The sequence below is a fragment of the Streptococcus sp. ELY_137 genome, assembly GCF_058314515.1.
In genome coordinates, this window is the sequence record NZ_JBZFUL010000001.1 from 423095 (window position 1) to 448699 (window position 25605).

14 protein-coding genes and 1 pseudogene are annotated in these 25605 nt (G+C 41.1%); 14 read left to right on the forward strand and 1 reads right to left on the reverse strand.

The window, feature by feature from the left end:
* Nucleotide 1: 1 nt before the first annotated feature.
* From AC4HAO_RS02020 to gtfB, 8 genes and pseudogenes are all read left to right on the forward strand, one after another.
* Nucleotides 2–3175, forward strand: coding sequence for an SbcC/MukB-like Walker B domain-containing protein (locus AC4HAO_RS02020; protein WP_491134411.1), 3174 nt, complete (start codon nucleotides 2–4; stop codon nucleotides 3173–3175).
* A gap of 679 nt (nucleotides 3176–3854) precedes the next feature.
* Nucleotides 3855–4862, forward strand: a complete 1008-nt coding sequence (gene trpX / locus AC4HAO_RS02025) for a tryptophan ABC transporter substrate-binding protein (RefSeq protein WP_491092405.1) — start codon at nucleotides 3855–3857, stop codon at nucleotides 4860–4862.
* Nucleotides 4863–5351: 489 nt separating this feature from the next.
* Nucleotides 5352–6215: an ABC transporter permease gene (locus tag AC4HAO_RS02030; protein WP_491092404.1), complete on the forward strand. Its 864-nt coding sequence runs from the start codon at nucleotides 5352–5354 to the stop codon at nucleotides 6213–6215.
* Nucleotides 6212–6970, forward strand: coding sequence for an ABC transporter ATP-binding protein (locus AC4HAO_RS02035; protein ID WP_491092403.1), 759 nt, complete (start codon nucleotides 6212–6214; stop codon nucleotides 6968–6970). Before AC4HAO_RS02030 ends, AC4HAO_RS02035 begins: the two co-directional genes overlap by 4 nt.
* A 257-nt stretch (nucleotides 6971–7227) precedes the next feature.
* On the forward strand, nucleotides 7228–10551 hold the full coding sequence (gene rexB / locus AC4HAO_RS02040; RefSeq protein WP_491134412.1) for an ATP-dependent nuclease subunit B: 3324 nt from the start codon (nucleotides 7228–7230) through the stop codon (nucleotides 10549–10551).
* A gap of 285 nt (nucleotides 10552–10836) precedes the next feature.
* Nucleotides 10837–14520: a helicase-exonuclease AddAB subunit AddA gene (addA, locus tag AC4HAO_RS02045; protein WP_491134413.1), complete on the forward strand. Its 3684-nt coding sequence runs from the start codon at nucleotides 10837–10839 to the stop codon at nucleotides 14518–14520.
* A gap of 720 nt (nucleotides 14521–15240) precedes the next feature.
* Nucleotides 15241–16752, forward strand: coding sequence for an accessory Sec system glycosyltransferase GtfA (gene gtfA, locus AC4HAO_RS02050; protein WP_491092400.1), 1512 nt, complete (start codon nucleotides 15241–15243; stop codon nucleotides 16750–16752).
* Nucleotides 16745–18064, forward strand: a pseudogene (gtfB, locus tag AC4HAO_RS02055) (accessory Sec system glycosylation chaperone GtfB); the annotation flags it as partial. The gene gtfA and the pseudogene gtfB, both read left to right, overlap by 8 nt.
* Nucleotides 18065–18412: 348 nt before the next feature.
* On the opposite strand, the gene AC4HAO_RS02060 reads toward gtfB, so the two are convergent.
* Nucleotides 18413–18979, reverse strand: coding sequence for a TetR/AcrR family transcriptional regulator (locus AC4HAO_RS02060; RefSeq protein WP_491134414.1), 567 nt, complete (start codon nucleotides 18977–18979; stop codon nucleotides 18413–18415).
* Between the two features lie 326 nt (nucleotides 18980–19305).
* On the opposite strand from AC4HAO_RS02060, the gene AC4HAO_RS02065 reads away from it, so the two are divergent.
* The 6 genes from AC4HAO_RS02065 to AC4HAO_RS02090 form a co-directional block, all read left to right on the forward strand.
* Nucleotides 19306–20007: an ABC transporter ATP-binding protein gene (locus tag AC4HAO_RS02065; protein ID WP_491092398.1), complete on the forward strand. Its 702-nt coding sequence runs from the start codon at nucleotides 19306–19308 to the stop codon at nucleotides 20005–20007.
* Between the two features lie 13 nt (nucleotides 20008–20020).
* Nucleotides 20021–22639 carry an ABC transporter permease gene (locus AC4HAO_RS02070; RefSeq protein WP_491092397.1) on the forward strand — a complete coding sequence of 873 codons (2619 nt, stop codon included), beginning with the start codon at nucleotides 20021–20023 and terminating at the stop codon, nucleotides 22637–22639.
* 463 nt (nucleotides 22640–23102) lie between these two features.
* On the forward strand, nucleotides 23103–23729 hold the full coding sequence (locus AC4HAO_RS02075) for a GyrI-like domain-containing protein (RefSeq protein WP_491134415.1): 627 nt from the start codon (nucleotides 23103–23105) through the stop codon (nucleotides 23727–23729).
* Between the two features lie 14 nt (nucleotides 23730–23743).
* Nucleotides 23744–24388, forward strand: a complete 645-nt coding sequence (locus tag AC4HAO_RS02080) for an ABC transporter ATP-binding protein (protein ID WP_491134416.1) — start codon at nucleotides 23744–23746, stop codon at nucleotides 24386–24388.
* An 82-nt stretch (nucleotides 24389–24470) separates the two neighbouring features.
* Entirely contained in the window at nucleotides 24471–25160 is a 690-nt protein-coding gene (locus tag AC4HAO_RS02085; RefSeq protein WP_491134427.1) for an ABC transporter permease, read from the forward strand.
* Nucleotides 25161–25237: 77 nt separating this feature from the next.
* A partial coding sequence (locus AC4HAO_RS02090) for a transposase (protein ID WP_491134417.1) occupies nucleotides 25238–25605 on the forward strand: 368 nt, incomplete at its 3' end.

A 25605-nucleotide genomic window follows, 5' to 3' on the forward strand; every position in this document is an offset into this window, starting at 1 on the left:
GATGAGGCCTATTCGTATTGAGATGACAAATTTTGGCCCTTTTCGTCAAGAGACAGTTGATTTTGCTTCTTTCGATGAAAGTTCCCTCTTTTTAATCAGTGGGCGGACAGGAGCAGGTAAGTCTAGTATTTTTGATGCGATGACCTATGCCTTATTCAATGAGACTTCCAGTGACCGTACTATCAGTGAGTTGCGCTCTACTTTTGCAGGCATTAGGGAGCCAAAGACTAGGGTGGTTTTCTATTTTGAACAGCATAATCAGATCTATCGTGTTGAGCGCCTATTGGATTTGAAACCCAAATTGAAGATTGACCGAGGCAAGGGGATCGCCACAAAAGAGGCCAGCCTAGTGGTTGTTGATGGTATTGGAGGAGTCGAGTTGGAAAAGCTCGCTAGCAAACCGAACGATACAACTAGGGCGGTGGAGAAGCTTTTGCAGCTAAAAGCTAGTCAGTTCAAGCAGATTATTCTTCTACCTCAGTACCAATTCAGTGAGTTTCTCAAAGCACCGACCTCCGAAAAGATTCCCATCTTGCGACAGATCTTTGGTACTCAGATTTTTGCAGATTTTGAGCAAGCCCTAGCAGCAAAATGGTCGCAGGTCCATCAGGAACAGACGAGACTGTTGGATAGTTTGGCTTCCCACTATAAGAGTCAGCTATGGACAGAAAAAGAACGCTCAGCTTTTGCTGCCGAGTCAGATAGGGAGCGCTTGCGTTTAGCCCAAGAATTTTTACGGGCTTATCAAGCTGCTATGCTAGAAGCGAAAAAGCGTCAGGTTGAAGCTCAAGTAACAGCCAAGCGGGCAGAAACGATCTATCAAAATGCTAAGGAACTGATGACTAAATTTCGTGAGCGCGATGCCAAGCAGCAACAGTATCAGGCAGATATTGTTGCTAAAGAAGAGCAGTGGCGGTCATCCCAAAAACGACTGGAAGAGTTGAATTTTGCTTCGGATTTAGCTGGACTGATTAAGGAGGAAAATACCAAGCAAACTTCTATAAGTCAGCTGGAAGTCTCGGCTGCTCAGTTGAATCAGGCTCTGCAGGAAGAGCAAGTTCAGCTGGAGCCGCTCGAAGTGCAGTTGCATCAATTAGAAGCACAAGAGACTGAACAAGAAGATCGTTACGCTTCTATCCAGACCTTAACGCTGGCGCTTAATAACGCTAAAAGTTTTGCCAAGCAAGAGGCCTCTAGACAAGTCTGTGAAAGACAATTAACTGACCTTCTCAAACAGCTAGAAATTTTAAGGCAAACAAGACTTAATCTTAATCGAAAGCAGGCTGAAATAGAGCAGAATTTAATCTCTACTGAAAATTTGGAAGAGGCACGTGAGGAGATTGTTCAAGCGCAGCATTTAATTGAAAATAAGTTAGATCCTGCCCTTTCTTCTTTGGAAGAGTTACGAAATCAGATCCGGCAGCTTGACTATCAACTCGAAGAAAATATTCAAGAGCAAGCAAGTCAGGAGCAGGAACAGAGTCAGTTACAGGCCAAGTTAGTAGAAAAAAGGAAGGATCAACGCCAACTTATGATTGCCCAACTGCAGGCTGATTTACAAGAGGGGCTCCCCTGTCCTATATGCGGCTCTCTGGAGCATCCTGCGGTGACTAGTCAAGAAGTCGAGGCAGACAACCTGATTATTCTTATGCAAGCTGTTGAAGAGCTGGATAAGAAGCATCGCCAATTGACACAATCCCTCCAAGCCAGTCGGCTTAGACAGGAACAGCTAACTGGGGAAAAACAGGATAAATTACTCCAACAGGAAGAACTGTGTCAGCGCTTAGCAAGAGACTATCGATCTTTGCAGGTTCTTCTAGATTCATCACTTTCTGAAAAAGTCTGGGAAGATACCTATAGTACGAGTCTGGGACAGTTAGTATTGGCACAGCTCCGAGCTAGCTATCACAAGCTACAAGAAAGGCGCAGGGAAGAATTGGTTTCCTTAGGTGACTTAGCCCAAGAACTTGAGGAGATCAAACAGAAAGAACAAGAAGGAGAACGCCAGCAATCCAGCTTGGAAGGTCAAATACAGACACTTAAACAAAGTTTGGCAGAGTTGCAGCGAGCCTTTCCTAACTTACAGGCAGAAGCAGATTATAGAAAGCAAATTGCTGAGATCCAGCAAGATTATCAATCCTTCCGCTCTAAACTAGAACAGACGCAAAGATTAGTAGCCGAACATAAGGAGCATTTATCTGGTTTGGCAGGGCGCTTCACAACCCAAAAGGAGCACTTGAAAAGGGATCGTGGAGAGCTGAAAGAGGTGACAGAAGCATTAAATACAGCTCTTGATGATGAATCAGCTTTGACTCACGAACGTCAGGAATTGGAAAATTGGCTTGAAGCTGTTCGTGATGGTCAGCTCAGTCAACTTCAGACTTGGGTGACTAAGTATGAACAAACTCGTCAACTTCTAGAGACAGATTTGTCCCATCTCGATCAAACATTAAAAGGTGAAAAACGTCCGGACCTGAACTTTTTAGCCAGACAAAATGAGCAGGCTCAAGAAGCTTTTAATCATGCAGGACAGGCTTTAGCAATCAGTCAGCGCAGCTATGAACAGGTGCGAGATTTGGTCGAACAAATTCAGGATCTTATGGCTGAGGCTGATCATCAGATGGAGCAGTTTAATCAGCTCACAGCTCTTAAGAATATTATTAGCGGCGGTGAAAAAGGGCAGCAACGGCTTAAATTGGAGACCTATGTGATTCAGGGATACCTAGAGGAAATCCTAGATTATGCCAATAATCACTATATTGGTTTGCTCAGCAATCAAGAGTTTGAATTTATTCTCTCCAATCGTCAATTTGGCGGTGGTCAATCAGGTCTTGATATCAATATTTATAATCGTATTAACAACAAGGAATTACCTGCGAGTTCTCTATCTGGCGGTGAGACTTTTATTGCCTCTCTGGCTATTGCTCTTTCTATGTCTGAAGTGGTACAAAATACTAGTAACGGTGCTTTGATCGAAGCTCTCTTTATTGATGAGGGATTTGGGTCTCTAGATGAGGAAACCTTGGATAAGGCTATTTCTGTCTTGGAGCAAATTGGACAGAATCGTATGGTCGGTGTTATCAGTCATGTTAAGGAGATGAAAGATACTATTCAGCAGCAGCTTCTCATAACTAAATCTCTTGATGGCAGCAGTCATATCCAAACACGGCTATAGGAGTTGTACTAGATTAGACTGAGCACAGCTAATCTATCAGCTGTTGGCTGAAAAATTATTAAGGTAGACGAATTGTGGGATGAGCAGATCTGAGTATCATTTAAAAGCAGGCTTTACCAAGGTAACTTTGCCATTATCCATACAAGAGAGACTGGATAAAAGTTCTCAATCTCGTTGTATCAACTAATTATAACAGCTTAGTAAAGAGCCATCATGGCTGCTTGCCCTAACTCCTTCCATGTTTCAGCCTTTTTATGGCTTATTCTTTCGCCTAAAAAATTCTAATACACGCAGGCTCTAATCTTCTATTGACAGCAAAGGGATATAGTGTATAATAAAGCTAACAGAAAAGTAAGATGCAGTTACTTTCAGGGAGCTTGTGGTAACTGGGAACAAGTAGTGCTGCATTTGAACATTGGGCTGTTGATGACTAATTGACCTTGGTTGATTAGTGAGGGAGTTGAGGATAAACCATAGTCCTCGGGTTTAGCACACCGTATCATGCTTATCGTTGTTGGACGATATAAAGATGGAAAAGACGCCTGTAGCAGTCTTTCTAAGTGAGGTGGCACCGCGTGGACTTACGCCCTCACATTCCTTTTGGGATGTGGGGCGTTTTTGTTTGAGCTCAACAGGTTCATATTTTTGTTAATATACGGAATTCATTGGGAGGTTTTCGATGAAAAATAAGCATTTATGGGCAGTTCTGGCACTTTTAATACTATTTACTTTTGGCCTAGTCGTCCACGATGAATTAAAAATGGGCCAATCTAGGTCTAGTAGCCGTGTCGTTAAGGTTGGGGTTCTCCAATATGTGACTCATGAAGCATTAGATGAAATTTATGATGGGATTAAAGACCAGTTAGCCAAAGAAGGCTATACAGGCAATAAGGTTAAGATCCAGTTTCTTAATGCTGAAGGGGATCAATCTAAAATTTCAACTATGAGCAAGCAGCTGGCAGATGGTGATAATGATGTTTTGATTGGGATTGCAACACCAGCAGCGCAAGGCTTAGCCAATGCGACAAAGGATACGCCTGTTGTAATGGGGGCGATTAGCGATCCTGTTGGTGCTAAATTAGTATCCGACATGACACATCCGACAGGCAATGTCACAGGAACATCCAATCAGGTACCAATTAAGGATGCAGTAAACCTGATTCAGACTGTGACACCAGATACTAAGACCGTCGGAATTCTCTATGCCAGCAGTGAAGACAATTCACTGTCTCAGGTTGAAAGTTTCAGTAAGGCTGCCCAAGCAGCAGGTCTTAAGGTAAAGACCTATGCAGTTCCATCAACTAATGAAATTACAACAACAATGAATGTCATCGCTAAAGAGGTGGACGCGCTCTGGATCCCGCAGGATAATACGATTGCTAGCGCTTTTACAACAGTAGTATCAATTGCTAATAGTAATCAACTGCCTGTTTACCCAAGTGTTGATACTATGCTAAAGGATGGGGGTCTGGCCTCTGTCTACCAAAGCCAGTACCAGATTGGCGTTGAAACAGGAAAGATTGCTAGCCAGATTCTCAAGGGAAAGAAGGTAGCTGATATTCCGGTTAAGGTGATTGATACTGGTAGTCCATCTGTCAATCTAACAGCGGCCGATAAATTGGGAATCAACATACCTGATAAGACCTTGAAGGAGGCTAAAAAATCAGGCCTGGTCGTTGGTAAATAAGGATAGTTGGTCTATTTACGAACATAGTATCTTAGCTTGCTCAAAACTGCCTGCGTTCCTGTGAAGTTAGACAAATGTCGCTAGATTCTCAGACTTCGTTTCCTAAATTCCTTTGGAACGCTTACGGTTTTGTATCTTAGTAACTGAACACGAAGCTAATCTCTTTGGGAAAAAGACCGACTTCTTTGTGTCCAAGGACACAGAGTCTGTCGCCTATTTTTCGGTCAGAGAAACCGCTTCTTTGTATCTTAAATTAACTGAACACGGGCTAAAAGCTCGGGATTTAGACAAGCTTTCTTGTGTGCCAGCACACAGCGTCACCTTCCTAAAATCCTAGTCGCTTTTTACGCCCTTTGTATCTTGTTAATTGAGTACGGGTTGCGGATTGTGTCAAAAAACGATTCCTCCTAGAGTCTTTAATGACTCTGCATCGAATTCTTATTTTGACTCTATCCGTGGTCACCCTTTGTATATTATAAGGAGATAGAGATGATTTCAACAATTTCACAAGGGCTCTTGTGGGCCGTTCTAGGGATAGGGATTTACCTAACCTTCAGAATTTTAGACTTCCCAGATATGACGACAGAAGGGAGTTTTCCACTGGGCGGGGCTGTCGCTGTTACCTTGATTACACAGGGGGTTAATCCGCTGTTGGCTACTGTAGCCGCTGTTGGCTCAGGCTGTTTGGCTGGTTTTGTGACTGGCCTTCTCTATACGAGAGGGAAAATACCAACAATTTTGGCAGGAATTTTAGTAATGACTTCCTGCAATTCGATTATGTTGATGGTTATGGGCCGTTCAAACCTTGGCTTGCTCAATCAAAAGCTTTTACAAGATTTTCTGCCTTTTAGTGATAGCCTCAATCTTCTCCTTCTAGGGATGATTGTTGTGATTTTGGTTATTGTAGGCATTATTTTCTTTCTCAATACGCGTCTGGGACAGGCCTATATCGCTACAGGGGATAATCGTGAAATGGCCCGCAGTTTCGGAATCAATACAGATAATATGGAGCTGATGGGGTTAGTTGTATCAAATGGTCTGATTGCTTTAGCAGGGGCTTTGGTCAGTCAGCAAGATGGCTATGCGGATGTCTCAAAAGGAATCGGTGTTATTGTCATTGGTTTAGCTAGCATTATCATTGGTGAAGTTATGTTTTCCAATCTAACTATGCTAGAGCGGTTTATCGCTATCATGATTGGTTCTGTTCTCTACCAAATTTTGATCTGGGGAGTGGTAGCACTCGGCTTTAACACTAATTATTTAAAGCTCTTTAGTGCACTAATCTTAGCTATTTTCTTAATTGTTCCAAGATTAAGGGAAAAATTTTTCAAGGGGGTTAGGTTATCGCGATGATAAAAGTTGTAGAATTAAAAAATGCTACGGTTGCGGTCAATAACGGTTACGATGACGTCAAGTTAATTTTGGATCACGTTGATTTAGATATTTACGAGCATGATTTTTTGACAATTCTTGGCGGTAATGGTGCTGGTAAATCCACTCTTTTTAATGTCATTGCTGGAACCTTGATGCTGACAGAAGGCTCCGTTAAAATTATGGGAGAAGATGTAACCCACCTGCCAGCACAGAAACGTGCGAAATATGTGGCACGAGTCTTCCAAGATCCTAAAATGGGGACAGCTCCGCGGATGACAGTCGCCGAAAACCTCTTAATTGCCAAGTATCGCGGAGAAAGTCGCAGTTTAGTACCGCGTAAGATTCATGCCTTTCGCAAGGAGTTTCAAGAATTAGTGGTACAAATCGGCAATGGTCTGGATAAGCATTTGGAAACGCCGACTGGTTTCTTGTCAGGTGGGCAACGTCAGGCACTCAGTCTCCTAATGGCGACCGTCAAACGTCCCAATCTTTTACTCTTGGACGAACATACAGCAGCCTTGGATCCTAAAACCAGCCAGTCTCTGATGGAGTTGACAGATGAAGTGATAGCGCGAGATCAGTTAACTGGGCTTATGATTACTCACCACATGGAAGATGCTCTCAAGTATGGGAACCGTTTGATAGTCATGAAGGATGGTAAAATTATTCGGGACTTAGCTCAAGAAGCCAAAAGTCAAATGGTGCTCAGCGATTACTATGCCTTTTTTGAATAAATACCAAGCCAGCTCGGAATGCGAGGTGGCTTTTTTGAATGGATAAAACAATTTTTGGTTTTTAGAAGAGATTATCTTAACCAACACTCTACTTAAATAGTAGCCTTGTTAAAAATGGAGGCAGGGGCCATGCTCAGGCCTCTTTTTGTGAGCTTATTTTGTTATAATAAAGTTTAAGTCAATACTCTTTAAAAATCAGAGTCATACGTCATTGATTTTGACTTTCATTGAGTATAAATAGTGTTTGGAGGGCTGTCATGAAATTACTTTATACGGATATTCGTAGTCATTTGACGGATCAGCTGGCTCAGCTAGCCTATGAGCAAGCTCAGGCAGGCCGTCGGGTCTTTTATATTGCCCCCAATTCCCTATCTTTTGAAAAAGAACGTCGGGTTTTGGAATATTTGCCCGTTTCAGCCTCTTTTCAAATTACTGTTACGCGCTTTGCCCAAATGGCGCGTTATTTCGTTCTCAACGATATTGCAGACAAAGAAGCTCTGACTGATACAGGGCTCAGTATGCTTTTCTTCCGTGTTCTTTCTCAAATGGAGGACGATAGCCTCAAACTTTATAGCGGTCTGCGCAAGGATAGCAATTTTATTCAGCAGCTGGTCGACCTCTATCATGAACTGCAGCGGTCTAATCTAAGTATTTTTGACTTGAAAGATTTGGAGTCAGACCTCAAATATCAGGATTTAGCCATCATTTTTTCCAATCTCTATCAAATTTTAGAGGAAGAAAATTTTGAGTCCCAGACCAAGATTGCACAGTTTTTGGAACATGTGACTGGAGGAGAATTGGACCATGAGCTGAAACACCTTGTCGTTATTGTCGATGGTTTCAGCCGTTTTTCAGCCGAAGAGGAAGCCCTGGTGACAGCTCTGCATGACAAAGGAGCGGAGATTATAATTGGTACCTATGCCAGCCAGAAAGCCTATAAAGCAACTTTCCTGGATGGCAATCTCTATCAAGCTAATGTTCAATTCCTCTTAGATTTGGGACAAAAGTTTGGAGTGCCTGCCCAATACATTGGACACTCCAAAGATGATAGTTTAGCTCGTTTATCACATCTGCTTGAAGCAAGGCATGATTTTTCTAGTGAACTGCCCCAGCTATTACCAAAAGATAAGGAAGTTGTGACTGTCTGGGATGTTGTTAGTCAGAAAGAAGAAGTCGAGCAGGTGGCAAGGGAGATTCGTCGGCTTTTGCAACAGGGGGTCCGTTATAAAGATATTTTGGTCTTGTTGGGGGATGTTGAATCCTATCAGCTTCAGATTGGCAAAATTTTTGACAAGTACGCTATTCCCTATTATCTTGGTAAAGCAGAGCCCATGAGTCATCATCCGCTGATTCATTTTATTGAGAGTTTGGAACGCATTAAGCGCTATAATTTTAGGGCTGAGGATGTACTTAACCTTATTAAGTCGGGACTTTTTAAAAATTTATCGGACTATGAGATTGATAAATTTGAGCAGTATGTTAAATTTGCTGATATCAAGGGTCAGACTAAATTTAGTCGTGATTTTAGCGCCAACCTTTCCTTGGGAAATAATGGTTCGGGTGAAACCCTCTACAAGTATGATCTAGCCTCTCTAAATCGGACTCGTAAACAGGTTGTGGAGCCTCTGTTTGAACTTTTCAAGGCCCGCAAGCAGCAAGGAAAGAATCTCTTATCTAATAAGTTTATCCCCTTTTTGAAAGAGATAAACTTATCGGAAAATATGGTCACCTTGTCTCAAGGAAAATCTGAATTGGAGCAGGAAAAGGAAGTCGAGGTTTGGAAGTCCTTTAGTGACATCCTGCAGGAAGCACACCTGATCTTTGGTAGCCAAAGCCTTGCACTGGATGATTTTTTGGCGCTATTGCAGGCAGGGATGCAGGCTAGTAGTTATCGAACCGTACCAGCAACGCTGGATGTTGTAACAATCAAGGACTATGAGCTGATTGAACCTCATACCAGCCCCTATGTTTTTGCTATCGGTTTAACAGCCAGCAATTTTCCGCGTGTCCACAAAAATACCAGCCTAATTACCGATGACGAGCGCAGTCATCTCAATGAAGGCTTAGTGGATAGGCAGGGATATTTTGATCTGCCCAGTCGGGAGAACGTTCAAAAAAATCATGCCGCTATGATTTCTCTTTTAAATGCGGCAACTGAGCAGTTAGTTTTATCTGTTCCACAGCTTTTTAATGAAAATGAAGACAGGCTCTCGCCTTATCTGCAGGAATTAATGGATCTGGGGGTGGAGCCTATTCGCCAAGAGGTTTCGAGTTTTGCAGGTGGGCCTGATGATTTGGGGACCTATAAAGCCTTGCTGTCGCGTATTATTGAAGCCAATCAGCTTAGCTCAACGACTGATTTAAGTAAGGATGAGCAGACTTTCTGGTCAGTTATGATTCGTCGCCTGCGGCAAAAATTAGTCGAAAAGGATATGCATATTCCTAGCATTACAGATGAGCTAACGGTGGTTCCTATTTCGAATGAAGTGCTGAAGGTTCTCTACCCAAGCGACCAACCTTTACGCCTGTCAGCTTCTAGTTTGACAACTTTTTACGATAATCAGTATGCCTACTTTTTGCAACATGTACTAGGTCTTGAGGAAGAGGATTCTATTCACCCAGATTTTCGTCATCACGGGGTATACCTGCATAAAATTTTTGAAAAGATCATGGCAAAACCAGTTGATTCAGCTGATTTTGACAGCCGCCTAAGTCAGGCGATTACTCAGGTTAGTCAGGAGGAGGTCTACCGGGAACTTTATGATAGCGATGCTGAGGGGCGTTTGAGTCGAGATATTCTCTGGGATATTGCCCGCAGTACAGCAACTATTCTGCGAGATAATGAGACCGTTGGGGTACTGGATCGTGCAGGCGCGAGGCACTATTTGGGAGATGAACACTGGCAGGAAACACCAGCTCACCTCAAGGCGCTGGAGTTGAATTTTGATTATCTTCTCCCCCTTAACCATCAATATAAGCTGGCTATTCGTGGGCAGATCGACCGTGTGGACAAGCTGCGCTTCTCTGACAGTCTAGGCATTGTAGATTATAAGTCAGGAGATAAAAGGTTCCGTTTGGGTGATTTTTACAATGGTTTAACGCCGCAGCTGCTCACTTATATTTTAGCCATGCAAGAGCAGATGCCTGCGGATTTCCACAGCCCTGTTTTTGGTGCTATGTATTTACACATGCAAGATCCTCAGATTAAGCTGGATCAATTAACGAATCTGGCAGATGCTCCTCAGGTCTTTGATAAAAGTTTTAAATATCAGGGACTCTATGCTGCCGATGAGGCCAGTCACTTAGGCAAGTATTATAATACTAATAAGACTAATCAGTTCAGTCAGGAGGAATTAGATGTACTTCTGGACTATACCAAGCGACTTTACCAGCAGGCAGCTGAGACTATTTTGTCGGGCCGTTTTGCGATCAATCCTTATACAAGGGATGGCCGTTCAGTTCAGGGAAACCAACTGAAAGGTATTACTGGTTTTGAAGCTGATCTTCACATGAAGTATGCTCGCCGCCTCTTTAAGGGTAAGCGGGAAGATTATCTCGGTCGGATGTCTCAAAGGAGCTGATCCTGTCGATGTTTGTAGGAAAGAAAAAAATATACCTGCTAGTAGCCCAGTAGCCCATGCCGCTCTGATTACTCTGGCTTATAAGTATTTCTTAGTGGTCAGCACCGTTGTCATATTACTATGCTTTTTGAATGGGCTAAAGTTTAGTACCATATGATTTAGATCTGCTCTAAAACTTGAAAATTAAAGCAGATGTTCTTGTCTGTAGGCAGGTGATATTACCACTTTCTTAAATTGCTAGCCTCTTTTTTAGAGCTTAGTATCTTGTTTAAAAGGAGACGTTCAGTGGAGTTACAAGCATTTTTAACGGATAAACAAATAGTAGAACTGAAATCTAAGGAAGTCGCAGCCAGCCAGCGAGAGCAGCGGCTGCCGAGGACACCAGAGCAAATTGATGCGATTTACAGCAATGGAACAAATATTTTAGTTTCGGCATCGGCTGGCTCAGGTAAGACCTTTGTTATGGTTGAACGCATTATTGATATGCTTAAGCGCGGTGTCACTATCAGTCAGCTTTTTATCTCAACCTTTACAGTCAAAGCTGCTGAAGAACTTAAGGAGAGAATTGAAGCCAAGCTGATGCAGGAAATTGCTCAGACCTCTTATCGTGCACTCAAGCAACATTTGTCTGCTCAACTGGCTGATTTGCCCAATGCTGACATTGGTACTATGGATGCTTTTGCGCAAAAACTGGTGAATACCTACGGCTACAGTCTAGGGGTGTCACCGACTTTTCGTATTATGCAGGATAAAAGCGAGCAGGATATCCTGAAAAATGAAGTCTATGAGGATTTGCTGGCTGATTATATGACTGGTCCCAATGCCCAGCTTTTCAAACAGACAGTGCGCAATTTCACTGGCAACCGCAAGGATTCTTCTGGTTTCAGAGAGATTGTCTATGCTGTCTATACCTTTAGTCAGTCTACGGCTAATCCAACTGCTTGGTTAAAAGAGACTTTTCTCAAAGCCTATGAAGAAGACTTCCAAGAGCAGACGGCTACTTATTTGGCGCCTTATTTGCAGGAGCAGGACCTTGGGAGGTTGATCGAACAAGCCCAGCAATTTTTTGCAGATCACACTCAGACAGTTCGTCAGGAATTTAAAAAGACTTATAAGTATCTAGATAGTCTTGACGCACTTTTGGAGGCTTTGGCAGTACTTGATCCAGCCGCAGACCTCACTACACTATATGGGCAACTGCAGCCTATCAAGGTTTTGAGTAAAAACTTAACGATGCGCATCGGCAACAACAAGGATGAGCATCTCAAGGCTTTTGCTGCTGATTATAACAAGTTGCGTCCCCAGTATTTAAGGCCTTTTTTGGAATTGGAACAGGCACTATCGACGGTTCAGGTTCTAAGTGATTATCAGCCGCAGACCTTACCCTTGCTGCAGATTTTGCGGGCTTTTGTGGAGGATTTTTCTACCCAGTATCTGGAGCGTAAAAAACAGGAGAATGCTTTTGAATTTAGCGACATTGCCCACTTAGCTATTGCTATTTTAGAGGCAGAGCCGCAGATTCGCGCTCTCTACCAGCAGAAGTATCACGAAGTCATGGTTGATGAGTATCAGGACAATAATCACATGCAAGAACGGCTTTTGGATCTTCTGTCCAATGGCTATAATCGCTTCATGGTTGGTGACATCAAGCAGTCTATCTATCGTTTTCGGCAGGCCGATCCGAAAATTTTTCAAACTAAATTTGAGTCTTATGACAGGCGTGATACTTTTGAGGCTGGGCGCAGCGCAGGTCTTTTGATTGTCCTCAAAGAAAATTTTCGCAGCCATCTTGAGGTTTTAGAAGCTGCAAATGACGTCTTTTCCCGTCTTATGGACCAGTCGATTGGAGAAATTACTTACGATGAGACCCACAGATTGGTAGCAGGCAATGCGGATAAGCGCCAGCCCATTCCAGCTAACCGGGCGCAGGTACTTATCTATGATGAACAAGCAAACGAAGATGAAACAGAGACAGCCGATCATCCAACTGCAGATTTGCCCCAAGTATCAGTAGGTGAAGTTAAGATTGTTGTTAAGGAAATTCTGCGTCTGCACCGGGAAGAAGGCGTACCTTTCGACGACATTACGCTTCTAGTGCCGACTCGCACTAGAAATGACAGGATCCTTGCGACTTTTAACCAGTACGGGGTTCCTCTGGTAGCCGAATCTGGGAATGGTCATTATCTCCAGTCTGTTGAAGTTCTCGTGATGCTTGAGACTTTGCGCACGATTAATAATCCGTTGCGCGATGAGTCCCTTGTTGCCCTCCTAAAATCTCCTATGTTTCATTTCGATGAAGATGAGTTGACCCGTCTGGCTTTACAGGCTGAGCATGGTAATTTTTACGATAAAATCTTGCTAGCTTTGGATCGAAAAGGCCAACATCCAGAATTAATGCATTACCAACTTTTTGATAAATTGAAAACCTTTAAACAGGTGCTGGATAATTGGCGTGTTTTTGCCAAAACCAGAAGTCTGTATGATCTTGTCTGGAAGATTTATCAGGATAAATTTTATTATGATTATGTTGGTGCCTTGCCAGGTGGAGAGCAGCGTCAAGCTAATCTCTATGCCTTGGGTCTACGAGCCAATCAATTTGAAAAGACAGGGTTTAAGGGGCTGTCACGTTTTATCAATATGATTGATCAGATTATCGCAACTGATAATGATTTGGCAGACGTTGAGGTTGCCTTACCTAAAAATGCTGTTCAGTTGATGACAGCTCATAAGAGTAAGGGGCTGGAATTTCCTTATGTCTTTTTGTTAAATTTGGATAAAACCTTCAATAAGGTTGATCAGCATAGCAAATTGATTCTTAGTCAGTACAATGGCGCAGGTATCCAGTATATTGCTGATGTCGCTGAGCGTTTTCCTCAGGCTAAACGCCCGCAGCTCAAGGTTTCTATGGATACTCTGCCCTACCTTATCAATAAGCGTCAGCTCCACCGCGCCATGCTCTCTGAGCAGATGCGCCTGCTCTATGTTGCCATGACTCGGGCCGAAAATCGGCTTTATCTGGTGGGGAAGGGCAGTCAGGAGCGTTTGGCAGATAAGTACAGGGACAGCAGAAATCAGGAGCGCCTGAGTGTCAGTGCTCGCGAGGGCTGGTCAAGTTTTCAGGACTGGCTTTTGGCTATCGAACAGAACTTTCCAGAGGTTGATTTAGCCTTTGATATCCGCTATTTGGGCGATCAGGATTTGGAGGATTTAGCTCCGCTGGAGGTCAGTCTACCTGTGGATGCTGACGATGTCAGTCAAAATCGTCAGACTGACACTATTGCACGTGCCCTAGCTGCCTTAGAAGGGGTCGAGGCCTTGAACAAAACCTATGCGCCAGCGATTCATTTGCCCACCCTTCGTACCCCCAGTCAGATTAAGAAATTTTATCAGCCTCTTCTTGAAGATGAGGGCATGGATGTTATAGAAAAACAGCCTCTAGCTGCGGATTTTGCTCTGCCTGATTTCAGCAGACATCAAAACGTGACAGGAGCCGCTATTGGATCTGCTACCCATGAACTGATGCAGCGCCTGCCCATAAAGGCAGACGTGCGTCTAGCAGATTTGCAGGCTGCCCTAGCTCAGGTAGATGCTGATGAAGCCGTTAAACAGCAAATAGACCTGCAAAAATTAGAGACTTTTTTCTGTCAGCATTGGTTAGGACAGGAGATTATGAATCCTGATAATCAGCTTGTCCGCGAGGCGCCTTTTGCTATGCTTCACCGCGATGCTGAGTCGGGAGAACAGGTAGTTATTCGAGGGATTGTTGATGGCTTCATCCGTTATAATGATAGGATTTTACTCTTTGATTATAAGACAGACCGTTATCGCCATCCTGCCGAACTAGTGCAGCGCTACCAAGATCAGATGACCCTCTATGCCCAAGCACTTGAGCAGTCTTTCGAAATAGAGAGAATAGATAAGTATCTGATTTTATTAGGCGGCGATGAGGTTGTTGTGCAGGCTCTATGAACCGAAAGCTTAGCCGTGAAAACGCCGTAAATTCACCAATCATAAGCAATAGGAGCTAGGTTAAGAGCTTAGTTCTTTATTTCGTATTTGTACCCTTTGAAGCCAAGATAACGGAAGCGGTGAAAAAAAACAAAATTGAAAATTTAGGGGTATATTCTCACCCTCGCGCAGCTCAAACGGTCCCCAGACCTTTTAAACTAGTCGTATTTTAGTGGTACAAGCCACTGCCTGTCTTATCTCTATCCTTGAAGTATCCACTGGATAGTTTAAGCTGTCTACAGTCAGTTGTAGCGCGCGTTCAAACAGCCGCTTATGCTGCAAGAACAAGCTAGTAAGGATTTTAGCCTCATGGGTTTAACCAAGCCTTTGTAAAGTTTAGTGTAGAAAATTCCAAGCTTCAGCGGTTTTTCTTAAGACCTTACCGTGTCGGACTTCGATTTTCTTTGGCTATTGAGTATTTTAATCAAGCTGCATTAAAAGTCAGAAATGATGAAGGGCTGGAAATTGCTTCCATTTTCCCTTCTTTTTAAGAGAGCTGGACCTAAGAAAATAAGTCAGATCCGCTATTCTTGATGAGCACAAAGACCAGAATTGTGTTATTATGGAAGGTGCAGGAAATTAGCCAAGACTGATGGTCAATTTTACCAGTTGGCAATTTGTCTTTTAGAGCTGATTTCTTCCTGAACAAAAACAAGAAGATCTATTTAGAAAGACAGAGTTATGACAGTTTATAATATCAATCTTGGGATCGGTTGGGCTTCCAGCGGGGTTGAGTACGCCCAAGCTTACCGTTCAAAAGTCTTTAAGAATCTTGATATTGATGCCAAGTTCATCTTCACAGATTTCTTCAGTCAGGATAATATCATCGACATGGCTCGCAATGTCGGTTTTAGTGATGATCAAATTATCTGGATGTATACTTACTTTACTGATCAGACGCCTGCTCCAACGACCTTTACGGAGGCGGATTTAAAGGCGCAGTTTACCCGTGATATTACTAAAACGGACCGTGAAGACAAGCTGGTGCGGTTTTACTTCGGTGATCGCGACTTTGCGACGGCCTATTATTGCCGCCATAGCAAGGAGTATATCCATCGTATTGAATTTGTCTCCAATGGAAATTTGGTGCGCAAGGATTTCTATAATAATGGCAAAAATATTTCCTTTACTGAGTACTATGCGCCTAAGGATAATGCAGCTAAGCTCTATAAGCGCAGTTTTTACAATCTCGATGGCAGTATTGCTTACGACGAAATAACCGATGGGGACCAGCCCTTTTATCGTTTTCCTAACCATTTTTCTTACTCTAAGGAAGAGCTGGTTGAGCACTTTATGCAAGAGTTGGAATTAACAGCAGATGATCTGGTGATTCTGGATCGTTCGACTGGTATTGGTCAGGCCGTATTCCGCCACGTTAAACCCGCCAAATTGGCGGTGGTTGTGCATGCTGAACATTTTAGTGAAAATGGTACCAATGCCAACAGTATTCTCTGGAATAATTATTATGATTTCCAATTTACTAATGCTGACAGTGTTGATGCGTTTATTGTGGCTACAGATAGGCAAAAGACGCTATTGGCAGATCAATTTTTGAAATATAAAAATCTGCAGCCCAAGATTGTCACAATTCCGGTCGGCAGTTTGGATAAGATTAGACATCCCAAGAGTCCGCGGATTCCTTTTTCTGTCATGACGGCGTCCCGTCTGGCTACAGAAAAGCATGTGGATTGGCTGATAGAAGCCGTAGTGGATGCTCATGAACTTGTTCCAGATATTAACTTTGATATTTACGGCTCTGGCAGTGAAGAGGCTAAACTCCGCCAGCTGATTGAGGAGAAGGGGGCCAAGAATTATATCCAACTGCGAGGACATCAGGATCTGACAGATACTTATATGCAGCATGAGGTCTATCTTTCAGCTTCTAAGAGTGAAGGATTTGGTTTGACCCTACTGGAAGCGATTGGTTCTGGGCTGCCCCTGATTGGTTTTGATGTTCGCTACGGCAATCAAAACTTTATTAAAGATGGTGATAATGGCTATCTGCTGCCTATTTCTGAGCTGGACAGCGACCAGGAAATCGTCGAGCATTTAAGTGCTAAGATTGTTCAAATTTTCACCCTAGCCAATCTCGATGACATGCATCGGGTTTCCTATGATATGGCTCAGGACTATCTGACAGATAAGGTTGAAGACAAGTGGAATCAACTGATTAAGGAGATGACCAATGATTAACTTATTTGAAAATTATAATCAAGATAGTTGGGACTTACACTATTCGCTGATTCTGTCCGGTTATCAAAATACAACCATCGCTATCAATGATAACGGCTTCCTGCCGGATGATGTCACGTCCCCTTTCCTTTTTTTCACTGGTTTTGTTAATGCCCAAGGCAAACCCTTGCATTTCAATGAAATTCCTGTACCCACATTTTGGGAGATCAAAGGGACGAACAACAGCGGTGAGATTTTTGATCTTAACAAGAAGCGGGCTAATATCAACTTTTCCAAGCCCAGCCATAATCGTTTTGTGCAGTCGGTTGACTGGCTGGACGAGGCAGGGCATGTACGCAGTACTGACCACTACAATAAATATGGTTACCGCTTCGCACAAACGATTTACAACCGTGACAGTCAAGCTGTTCAAAAATCCTATTACAATAAAGAAGGAAAAGAGGTCCTAGTTGAAAATTATGTTACTGGTGATTTGATTCTGGAACATGAAAGCAAGATTTATATCTTCAAATCCAAGGCTGATTTTGTAACCTATTATATCCAAGCATCGGGCTATAATTTGGAGCGGATCCTCTTTAATTCTTTGGGCATGCCTTTCTTAGTTAAGTATCAATTGAACCAAGCCGGTGAAGACGTACTCTTTTGGCAGGAGCCAGTTGGTGATACGCTTCCTCATAATATGGAGCTCCTGCTGGATGAGACCGCTGTGCGTAAGACCAAGATTGTGGTTCAGAATCGTGAGACCTATGAGCAGATTTTGCGCTTGGTAACTCCTGATCAAAGGCATTTTTTCACTTATGTCGGTTTGCTCTATCCCTTCCAGCGTGATAATCAGGCTCGTAAGGAAGCCTTGATTCTCACCAATTCTGACCAGTTGGATTATATCGAAACATTCGTTGAAGACTTCCCTGATATGACTCTGCATATTGCGGCTATTACGGAGATGTCCAGTAAACTCCTAAGTTTGGGACGTCACAGCAATGTTCACCTCTATCCTAATGTCACCAATCTGACAGTTCGTCAGCTTTTTGGCCGCTGTGATATTTATCTGGATATCAATCAGGGGAATGAAATTCTATCGGCTATTCGGACAGCTTTTGAGAGCCGTCAGCTCATTTTAGGTTTCAAGGAGCGGATGCATAATCCGCGCTATTCAGCACCGGAACTTTTCTTTAGCCTTGACGATTATGCGGGATTGCGCGACAGACTCCGCAATGTTCTCGGCAATCAGGCTGCTACGACGCTGGATCTGCAAGCACAGTATAAAGCTGCTAACCTAGCTATACCAGAAGATTACAAGCGTGAGTTGGGATAGAAAATGGATCATGACAAAAGACCTAGAGATGCTAGGTCTTTTAATATGCCATCAGTAATGACAGTGTTTTATGATTTATACTCTTTGAAAATTTCATGATTTCTCCATGCACTAGAGCAGCAGATATATGCTGGCATCACACCCTGATAATCTAAAACGGTCTGAAAAGAGGCGACTCTATTCCATTTATTAAGATGTCATCATAAGATGTGGAATATCTTCAGCAGGCAAGTTAGCAAAAACCATAAGATTTGGCGTACAAAACCAACATTAGCGGATTTTTTGAGCTCCTGCCTAATCTTTTTGGCACAAGTTCATTGGATTAGATCTAATAGGTTAAAGAACTTAACGTCCGTCAATCAGAAATTTTGGAGTAGATTCCATCATCATTTTAAATTTTTTAGCAAATATTTCGGGTGGTTCTGGAAAATCCTCAGAGATCCACTCGGCAATAATGGCAAAAACATACGCCCTCATAATCTTTATCATACTTTTTTGGGGGAAGGGGCCGTGGTTGATGACTGTAGTAGCCATATGATCTAGTATAGGAGCATACTCTTTGTCCAGAAATTGCTCCCATCTTGCTTTCATCATACTGCTATAAAGAAATCGTCCCCACATCCGATTTTTGTAAATTGTAGGAATTATGATTTCAGAGACAATATCATAGAAAGATAAATATTTTTGACTTCCCATGACTTTCTCTAGCTGTGCAAAAGCTTCTTGAGTAATAGAAGTATGGATATCTTCAAAAATCTCATCAACATTGTGATAATGTTTTTTGTAAATCGCTTGCCTTGTCATACCAGCTTCCTCAGCAATCTCTGTTAAAGTGAGTTTTTCTTTATTGGGATGTTGTGAAACGATCCTAAAGACAGCGTTAATAATATTTTCATGACTACCTAAAACCATATCTGCCTCCTTGTAGTGTGATTATATAAAAAAAGTTGTCAGCTTGTAAAATAAAAATAGAGTAAATGGAAGTTTAAATTGTTTTTAGGCAATTTAAGCAGCCTATTTTTGTTAACAGACCGACAACTTTTTGGTCTTGTTTTGTCATCCTTATTTCTGCTAAGATAAACGGTGTTAAGGGGAATAAAGCTGTGAGAATGAACTAGGCACTTAAAATCTCAGCTATCCTCTAAAAGTTTTAGGATTTAGAAACGTTCTGCCTACAGTTAGAAGGGTCGCTTTTCTAAAATCTTAATCACTTTTTATCCTATTAGATGGAGGAAACGATGTCTTATATTGAAATGAAGCATTCATTTAAGCGTTATCAAACTGGAGAAACAGAAATTATTGCCAATAATGATGTTAGTTTTGAAGTTGAGCAAGGAGAACTAGCTGTTATCTTAGGCGCTTCAGGGGCAGGAAAATCAACAGTTCTGAACATTTTAGGAGGGATGGATACTAACGACGAAGGGCAGGTGATTATTGATGGAATTGATATTACCAACTACAATCAGAAAGAATTGACGGATTATCGCAGAACAGATGTTGGCTTTGTCTTTCAGTTTTATAATTTAGTTCCCAATTTGACGGCTAAAGAAAATGTTGAATTGGCTTCAGAAATCGTGACTGGAGCTAGGGATTCCAAAGAAATGTTAATAGATGTTGGCCTAGGAGATCGGCTTAATAATTTTCCCGCACAGTTATCAGGCGGTGAACAGCAGCGCGTATCGATTGCACGCGCTGTTGCCAAAAACCCAAAAATTTTACTGTGTGACGAGCCAACTGGTGCGCTTGATTATAAGACAGGGAAGCAGGTCTTAAAAATTTTGCAGGATATGTCCCGTAATAAAGGGGCAACCGTTATTATTGTAACTCATAATTCAGCCTTAGCAGCTATTGCGGATCGTGTCATTCATATGCATGATGCCAAGGTCAGTTCAATCGAACAAAATGAGTCTCCTCAAGATATTGATGTACTAGAATACTAAGGAGAGTTTATTGATGGTAAAGAAACATGTATTTTGGAAGAATATAGGTAAATCCTTTAGCACGTCAAAGGGACGCTTCTTATCTATTATGTTATTGCTGATGCTTGGTTCACTAGTCCTTACTGGTTTAAAAGCGACACCTCGGGATATGGAGAAAACAGCTAATCACTATTTAAGTAGTCAGAAGACTATGGATTTATCTGTTATTGCAAGTGCAGGGTTAAGTAGTGCTGATCGCAAGGAATTAGAAAGTATAAAAGGTGTTAGTGTTGAGTACGGCCAAATGAGTGATGCCACTATCAAGAATACCGAATATGCTGTTCGTATTTTTTCAAATAATAGGCGAATTTCCTCTTATAAATTGGTGTCGGGCAGACTTCCCAGACAAGAAAATGAGATTGCCCTATCATCTATTTCAAAAAAAGATTATAAAATAGGTGATAAGATAAGGTTTGCGAAAGACAGAGACGCGCTCCTTAAAAATAATACTTACAAAATTGTTGGTTTTGTAAATTCTTCTGAGATTTGGTCTAAAAAATTTTTGGGTTCTTCAACATCAGGAGATGGTAATCTCCATACTTATGGAGTAGTAGCTCCCAGTGCTTTTAGCAACCGTACTTCTACCATAGCTCGTCTACGTTATCAAAATTTAAGACATCTAAGTCCGTTCTCTGATGACTACAATCGTCAGTTAGTTAAAAATCAAGAGCAGCTGGATAAAATTTTAGCTGATAATGGCCAGCATCGTTTTGAATCAATAAAATCTAAGTTAAAGACTACCATTACTACAGGTCGTAAACAAATTAATGATGCTAAGGCTAAATTGAGGCAAACAGGTGGTAGTACATCGTCTGTTCCGATAGAGACACAAATCGCTTCTCAAGAGGCTCAGCAAAAAATCACCAGAAAAGAATCGGAACTTGCAAAAATCCAGACAGAGCTGAACAACTTAGAAGTTCCTACCTATAAGAGCTATACGCGTTCAACCCTGTCTGGAGGAGAAGGTTATACGACCTATCGTTCATCCAGCAAGACTCTCAACAATATCGGAAATCTATTTCCTCTTGTCTTATATCTAGTAGCCGCCTTAGTAACATTTACGACAATGACTCGATTTGTCAATGAAGAAAGAATTAACTCAGGTGTCTTGAAAGCGCTAGGTTATTCAAATCGTGATATTATCAAAAAATTTGTTAGTTATGGTTTGGTTGCCAGCTTGTTAGGAAGTAGCTTAGGGATTCTTGGGGGACATTATCTGCTTCCTGGTATTGTTGCACGCAACTCAATAACAACGACGATTATCGGCAGGCTTGACGAGAGATTTTATTGGACTTATGCGCTATTAACAATTGCACTAGCTTTCTTAAGTGCTGTATTTCCAGCTTTTTTAGTAGCTAAGAGAGAACTTGGAGAAAAGCCAGCACAGCTTTTGCTTCCTAAACCGCCAGTGAAAGGCTCTAAAATTTTTTTGGAACGACTCAGTTTTATTTGGAAACGATTGAGTTTTACCCAAAAAGTAACAGCTAGAAATATTTTTAGGTACAAGCAGCGTATGCTGATGACAATTTTTGGCGTTGCGGGATCTGTTGCCCTTCTTTTTGCAGGTCTTGGTATCCAGTCCTCCTTAAGTAAAATTGTAGATCATCAGTTCAAACAGATAACATCTTATGATTTACAGGTGATAAGCGGCCGTGAACTGGATAAGAATAAGGATTTACACCATTTTATAAAGTCTGATGCAGTTTCTAGCTACCAAAAAATTTATTCTCGCAATATTGACGAGAAGATTGCAGGACAGAGTGAGAAAAAATCTATTACCATTCTGGCATCTGATCGTGATGATTTTGGTGATTTTATTCATTTAAAGTCTGTTCAATCAGGCAAGTCTGTTTCTCTTTCTAACCAAGGAGCAGTCATATCAGAAAAATTGGCACAATATTATCATGTCAGTAGAGGAGGGACATTCGTTCTTAAAGATAATGGCAAGAAGTACCACATTAAAGTGTCTGCTGTTGTTGATATGAATGTCAATCATTATATCTTTATATCAGATAACTATTACCATAAGGTATTTGGTGAAAAAGCTATTAATAATACAGTTTTGCTCCACTTAAAAGATTCCTCATCAAAAAATGTTTCAAAACAGGCTACAAAAGCATTAGCGATAAATGGTGTGTCGGCTGTCTCTCAAAACATCTCGCTGATCGATCAAGTTAATACAGCTGTTAAAAGTTTGAGAGCTTCAGTGACGGCCCTAGCAGTTATCTCTGCTTTGTTAGCCATTGTTATCCTTTATAATTTGACCAGTATTAATGTTGCTGAGCGTATACGTGAGCTGTCAACGATTAAGGTTCTAGGATTTCACAATAGGGAAGTGACCCTTTATATTTATAGAGAGACGATTGTTCTATCAATCATCGGGATTGGACTAGGTCTTGTCGGTGGCTATTTCTTACACAAGGGTATTATCGCTATCATGAGTCAAGATAATAGATATCCCACAGCTGTAGATTATGATGTTTACCTCCTGCCCATTATAACGATTAGCATCATTTTATTATGCCTAGGCTGGGTTGTTAATCGCCGATTGAGAGATGTTGATATGTTGGAAGCGTTGAAGTCAGTGGATTGAGGTGAAAAATAACTGTCTTAGTTTAAAGGGAGGCTGGGAAAAAACTCGACCAGTATTCCTGTTTTAGAATAAGTTCTTGACGCAGGAGCGGGAATACGCCACCAAACTTTTAGGGCCTTTCCTACTCCTTTTTCTAATAGAGATCACTACACCTAGAAATCTAGAACAAAAATTATAGAAGAATTAGTGAGCTTTTATGTTAAACTGTATTCGAAATTAAAAATGGATCTAAGGAGTTTATCATGAATGACCTTCAAACATTTAATAAGGCGTTAGAATATATTGACAATCACTTGGATTCACGTATCGAGGAATCAGACATATATAATCTGACTTCCTATTCCTATGATGTTTTTGCCAGAATATTTTCGATATTAAGCGGTATCCCGCTAGGGGAGTACATCCGTTCACGAAGGCTTAGCGAGGCTGCGATAGAACTTCAAGAAACTCGAAGCAGATTGCTATGAAATATGGATACAGTTCTTCCGACGCTTTTTCATATGCATTTAGAAACTTTCACGCCTGCTCTCCGACAGATGTTAGAAGAGGGGGCGGGTTTCAAATTGCTCAGCCCCTAAGATTTTCTTTAACAGTCAGAGGTGGGGAGTTTGAAACTAAGATAGAACAAAAAGAAGCTTTTCGCATATATGGAATTTGTGAAAATATCAGACCTGAAATGATGTCTATTGATATTTGGCAAGAACTCTGTTACAAGTTGAGGTTAACCTGTAGAAGTAGTTGGTTAGATGATCAACAGCTGTATGGTCTATTTTTTCAAGATGAGAAAACAAATGGCATCCGCTATATGATTGGTTATAAGGTCACGGAAGCTGCCGATGAGGACTATGCCAAGCGATTAGGTTTAGATATTATTGATATTCCAGCGATGAAATATACTGTTGTTAAGTTAAATGGGGAAATTCCTACGAATATTCATGAAGCTTGGACATATTTAATCGGGACTTTCCTACCTCAGGAAGGTTATAAACATTCAGAAAGTTACGATTTCGAATTATACTCTGGTTATAATAGCAATGTTCCTAATTTTAATATCGAACTGTGGGTGCCTATAACCAAAAGACCATGCTAAAAAGGAGTAAATCAATGGAAGATAATATCATCGAAGTAAGACATTTATCGGTGACTTATGGAGAAAAAAAGGTCATTGATGATACTAGTTTTTCACTAGAAAAGGGTAAAATTTATGGGCTTGTTGGAGAAAATGGATCGGGGAAGTCCACACTTATCAGCTGTCTGTTAGGACTAATTTCTTGGAACGAGGGGAGTATCAGTTTATTTGGTAAGGTTATAAATTATTCAAGAGATAAATCATATATTTTTACCAAATGTAGTGCAGTATTGCAAGATGTTTCCCTTCCAAAAAGACTGACTGTAAGAGAGTGTTTTTCTCTATTTAGAACTCTAGGAAATGGTTCTACAGGAACTGATGATATTATAAACTTGTTAAATCTTGAAGAACAAGTTAATAGTTATTACAGTGACTTATCTTTTGGGCAAAAACAAAGGGTTTTAGTTGGAACTGCTATTTTGCAAGAATTTGACATCTTATTTTTAGATGAGCCAACAAACGGGCTTGATAAAAATACTGTAGACAGTCTATTTATGATGATGGATTGGTTAAAGCGTCAGGGTAAAACAATTATTTTTATATCACACAGGAAGGAAGAGATTCAGCATATCTGCGATGAAATTATGACCATTAGGGATGGTAAAGTAAATTTCAAATAGGTAGTAATGTTTAGTTATTTGTTGAAATTGTGCCTATTTTCAGAATAGATTTAGCATTATAGGAAGAGGAGGACATATGGCTATGAAGAAAATTGAAGCGATGACTATGTGTGAATTAAAAACGTTTATTCGTGAACCCATGGGGGCTGCTTTTATTGTATTATTTCCTTTAATTATGTTTATTAGTACGATTATTTTGCAGGGGAAGGGAGTTTTATCTAGCACTCTACCAGGAAATTTAGGGATGACAATCGCTGCTGCTGGTTTGCTTGGTGTTACTATTAATTTGGCGGTTAATAGAGAAAATAAGATTTTAAAGCGTTTTCAAACAACCTCTATCTCCCCTTTGACCATTATTGTGGCTGATTATATTGTTTTATGCCTGTTTTCTTTAGTGGGAATCCTATTACAGCTGCTACTAGCATTTTTAATTAAAGGACATATGAATTTTAACATCTCGCTCTTTAGTTTAGATTTATTATTATCCTCCATTTATTTTTTCTCTCTGGCATTCTTTATAAGTTCTTATATTAAAAATGTAAAATCTATTCACGCTATAACGTCAACTCTATTCACAGTTATGCTTATTTTTAGCGGAACAACATTTCCATTGGATAATATGCCAAAACTGACAAGATATTTTTCGAATATTCTGCCTTTGACACAAGTTAATTTGCTATTTAGGAATGATTTATTAGCCATTTCATTTCATCACAGGTTATTATCATATTTATACATTATCATCAGTATCATTATATTTCCCAATTTGTAAAATTAAGCTAGACAGAAAAAAGCCATTTATGTTAGGCTCAGATAAACACCACATTTGTCTGAGAGGAACTACCATAAATGACCTACACCCATCTTACCACAAACGAACTCGTAATGATAGAGGCTTACTACCAAGAAAACAAGAAAGTTGGTGATATTGCAAAATCTCTAGGGAGATCTAAGCAAACCATTTACAAGGTCATCCACTTTCTAAAAGAAGGTTACTCAGCCTATGAATACTATGACCAGTACAAAACGAATAAAAAGCGCTGTGGCCGTCGACAAACACAATTATCAAAGTCTGAGAAAAAGCTCATTGACGATCATCTGAAACGTGATTGGAGCTTAGATGTCATCAAGGGCGTTTACGCTGATGTTATTGCTTGTTCGATGCGGACTCTCTATCGTTTAGCTGATCGAGGGATCTTTGACAAACAAGAGCTCCC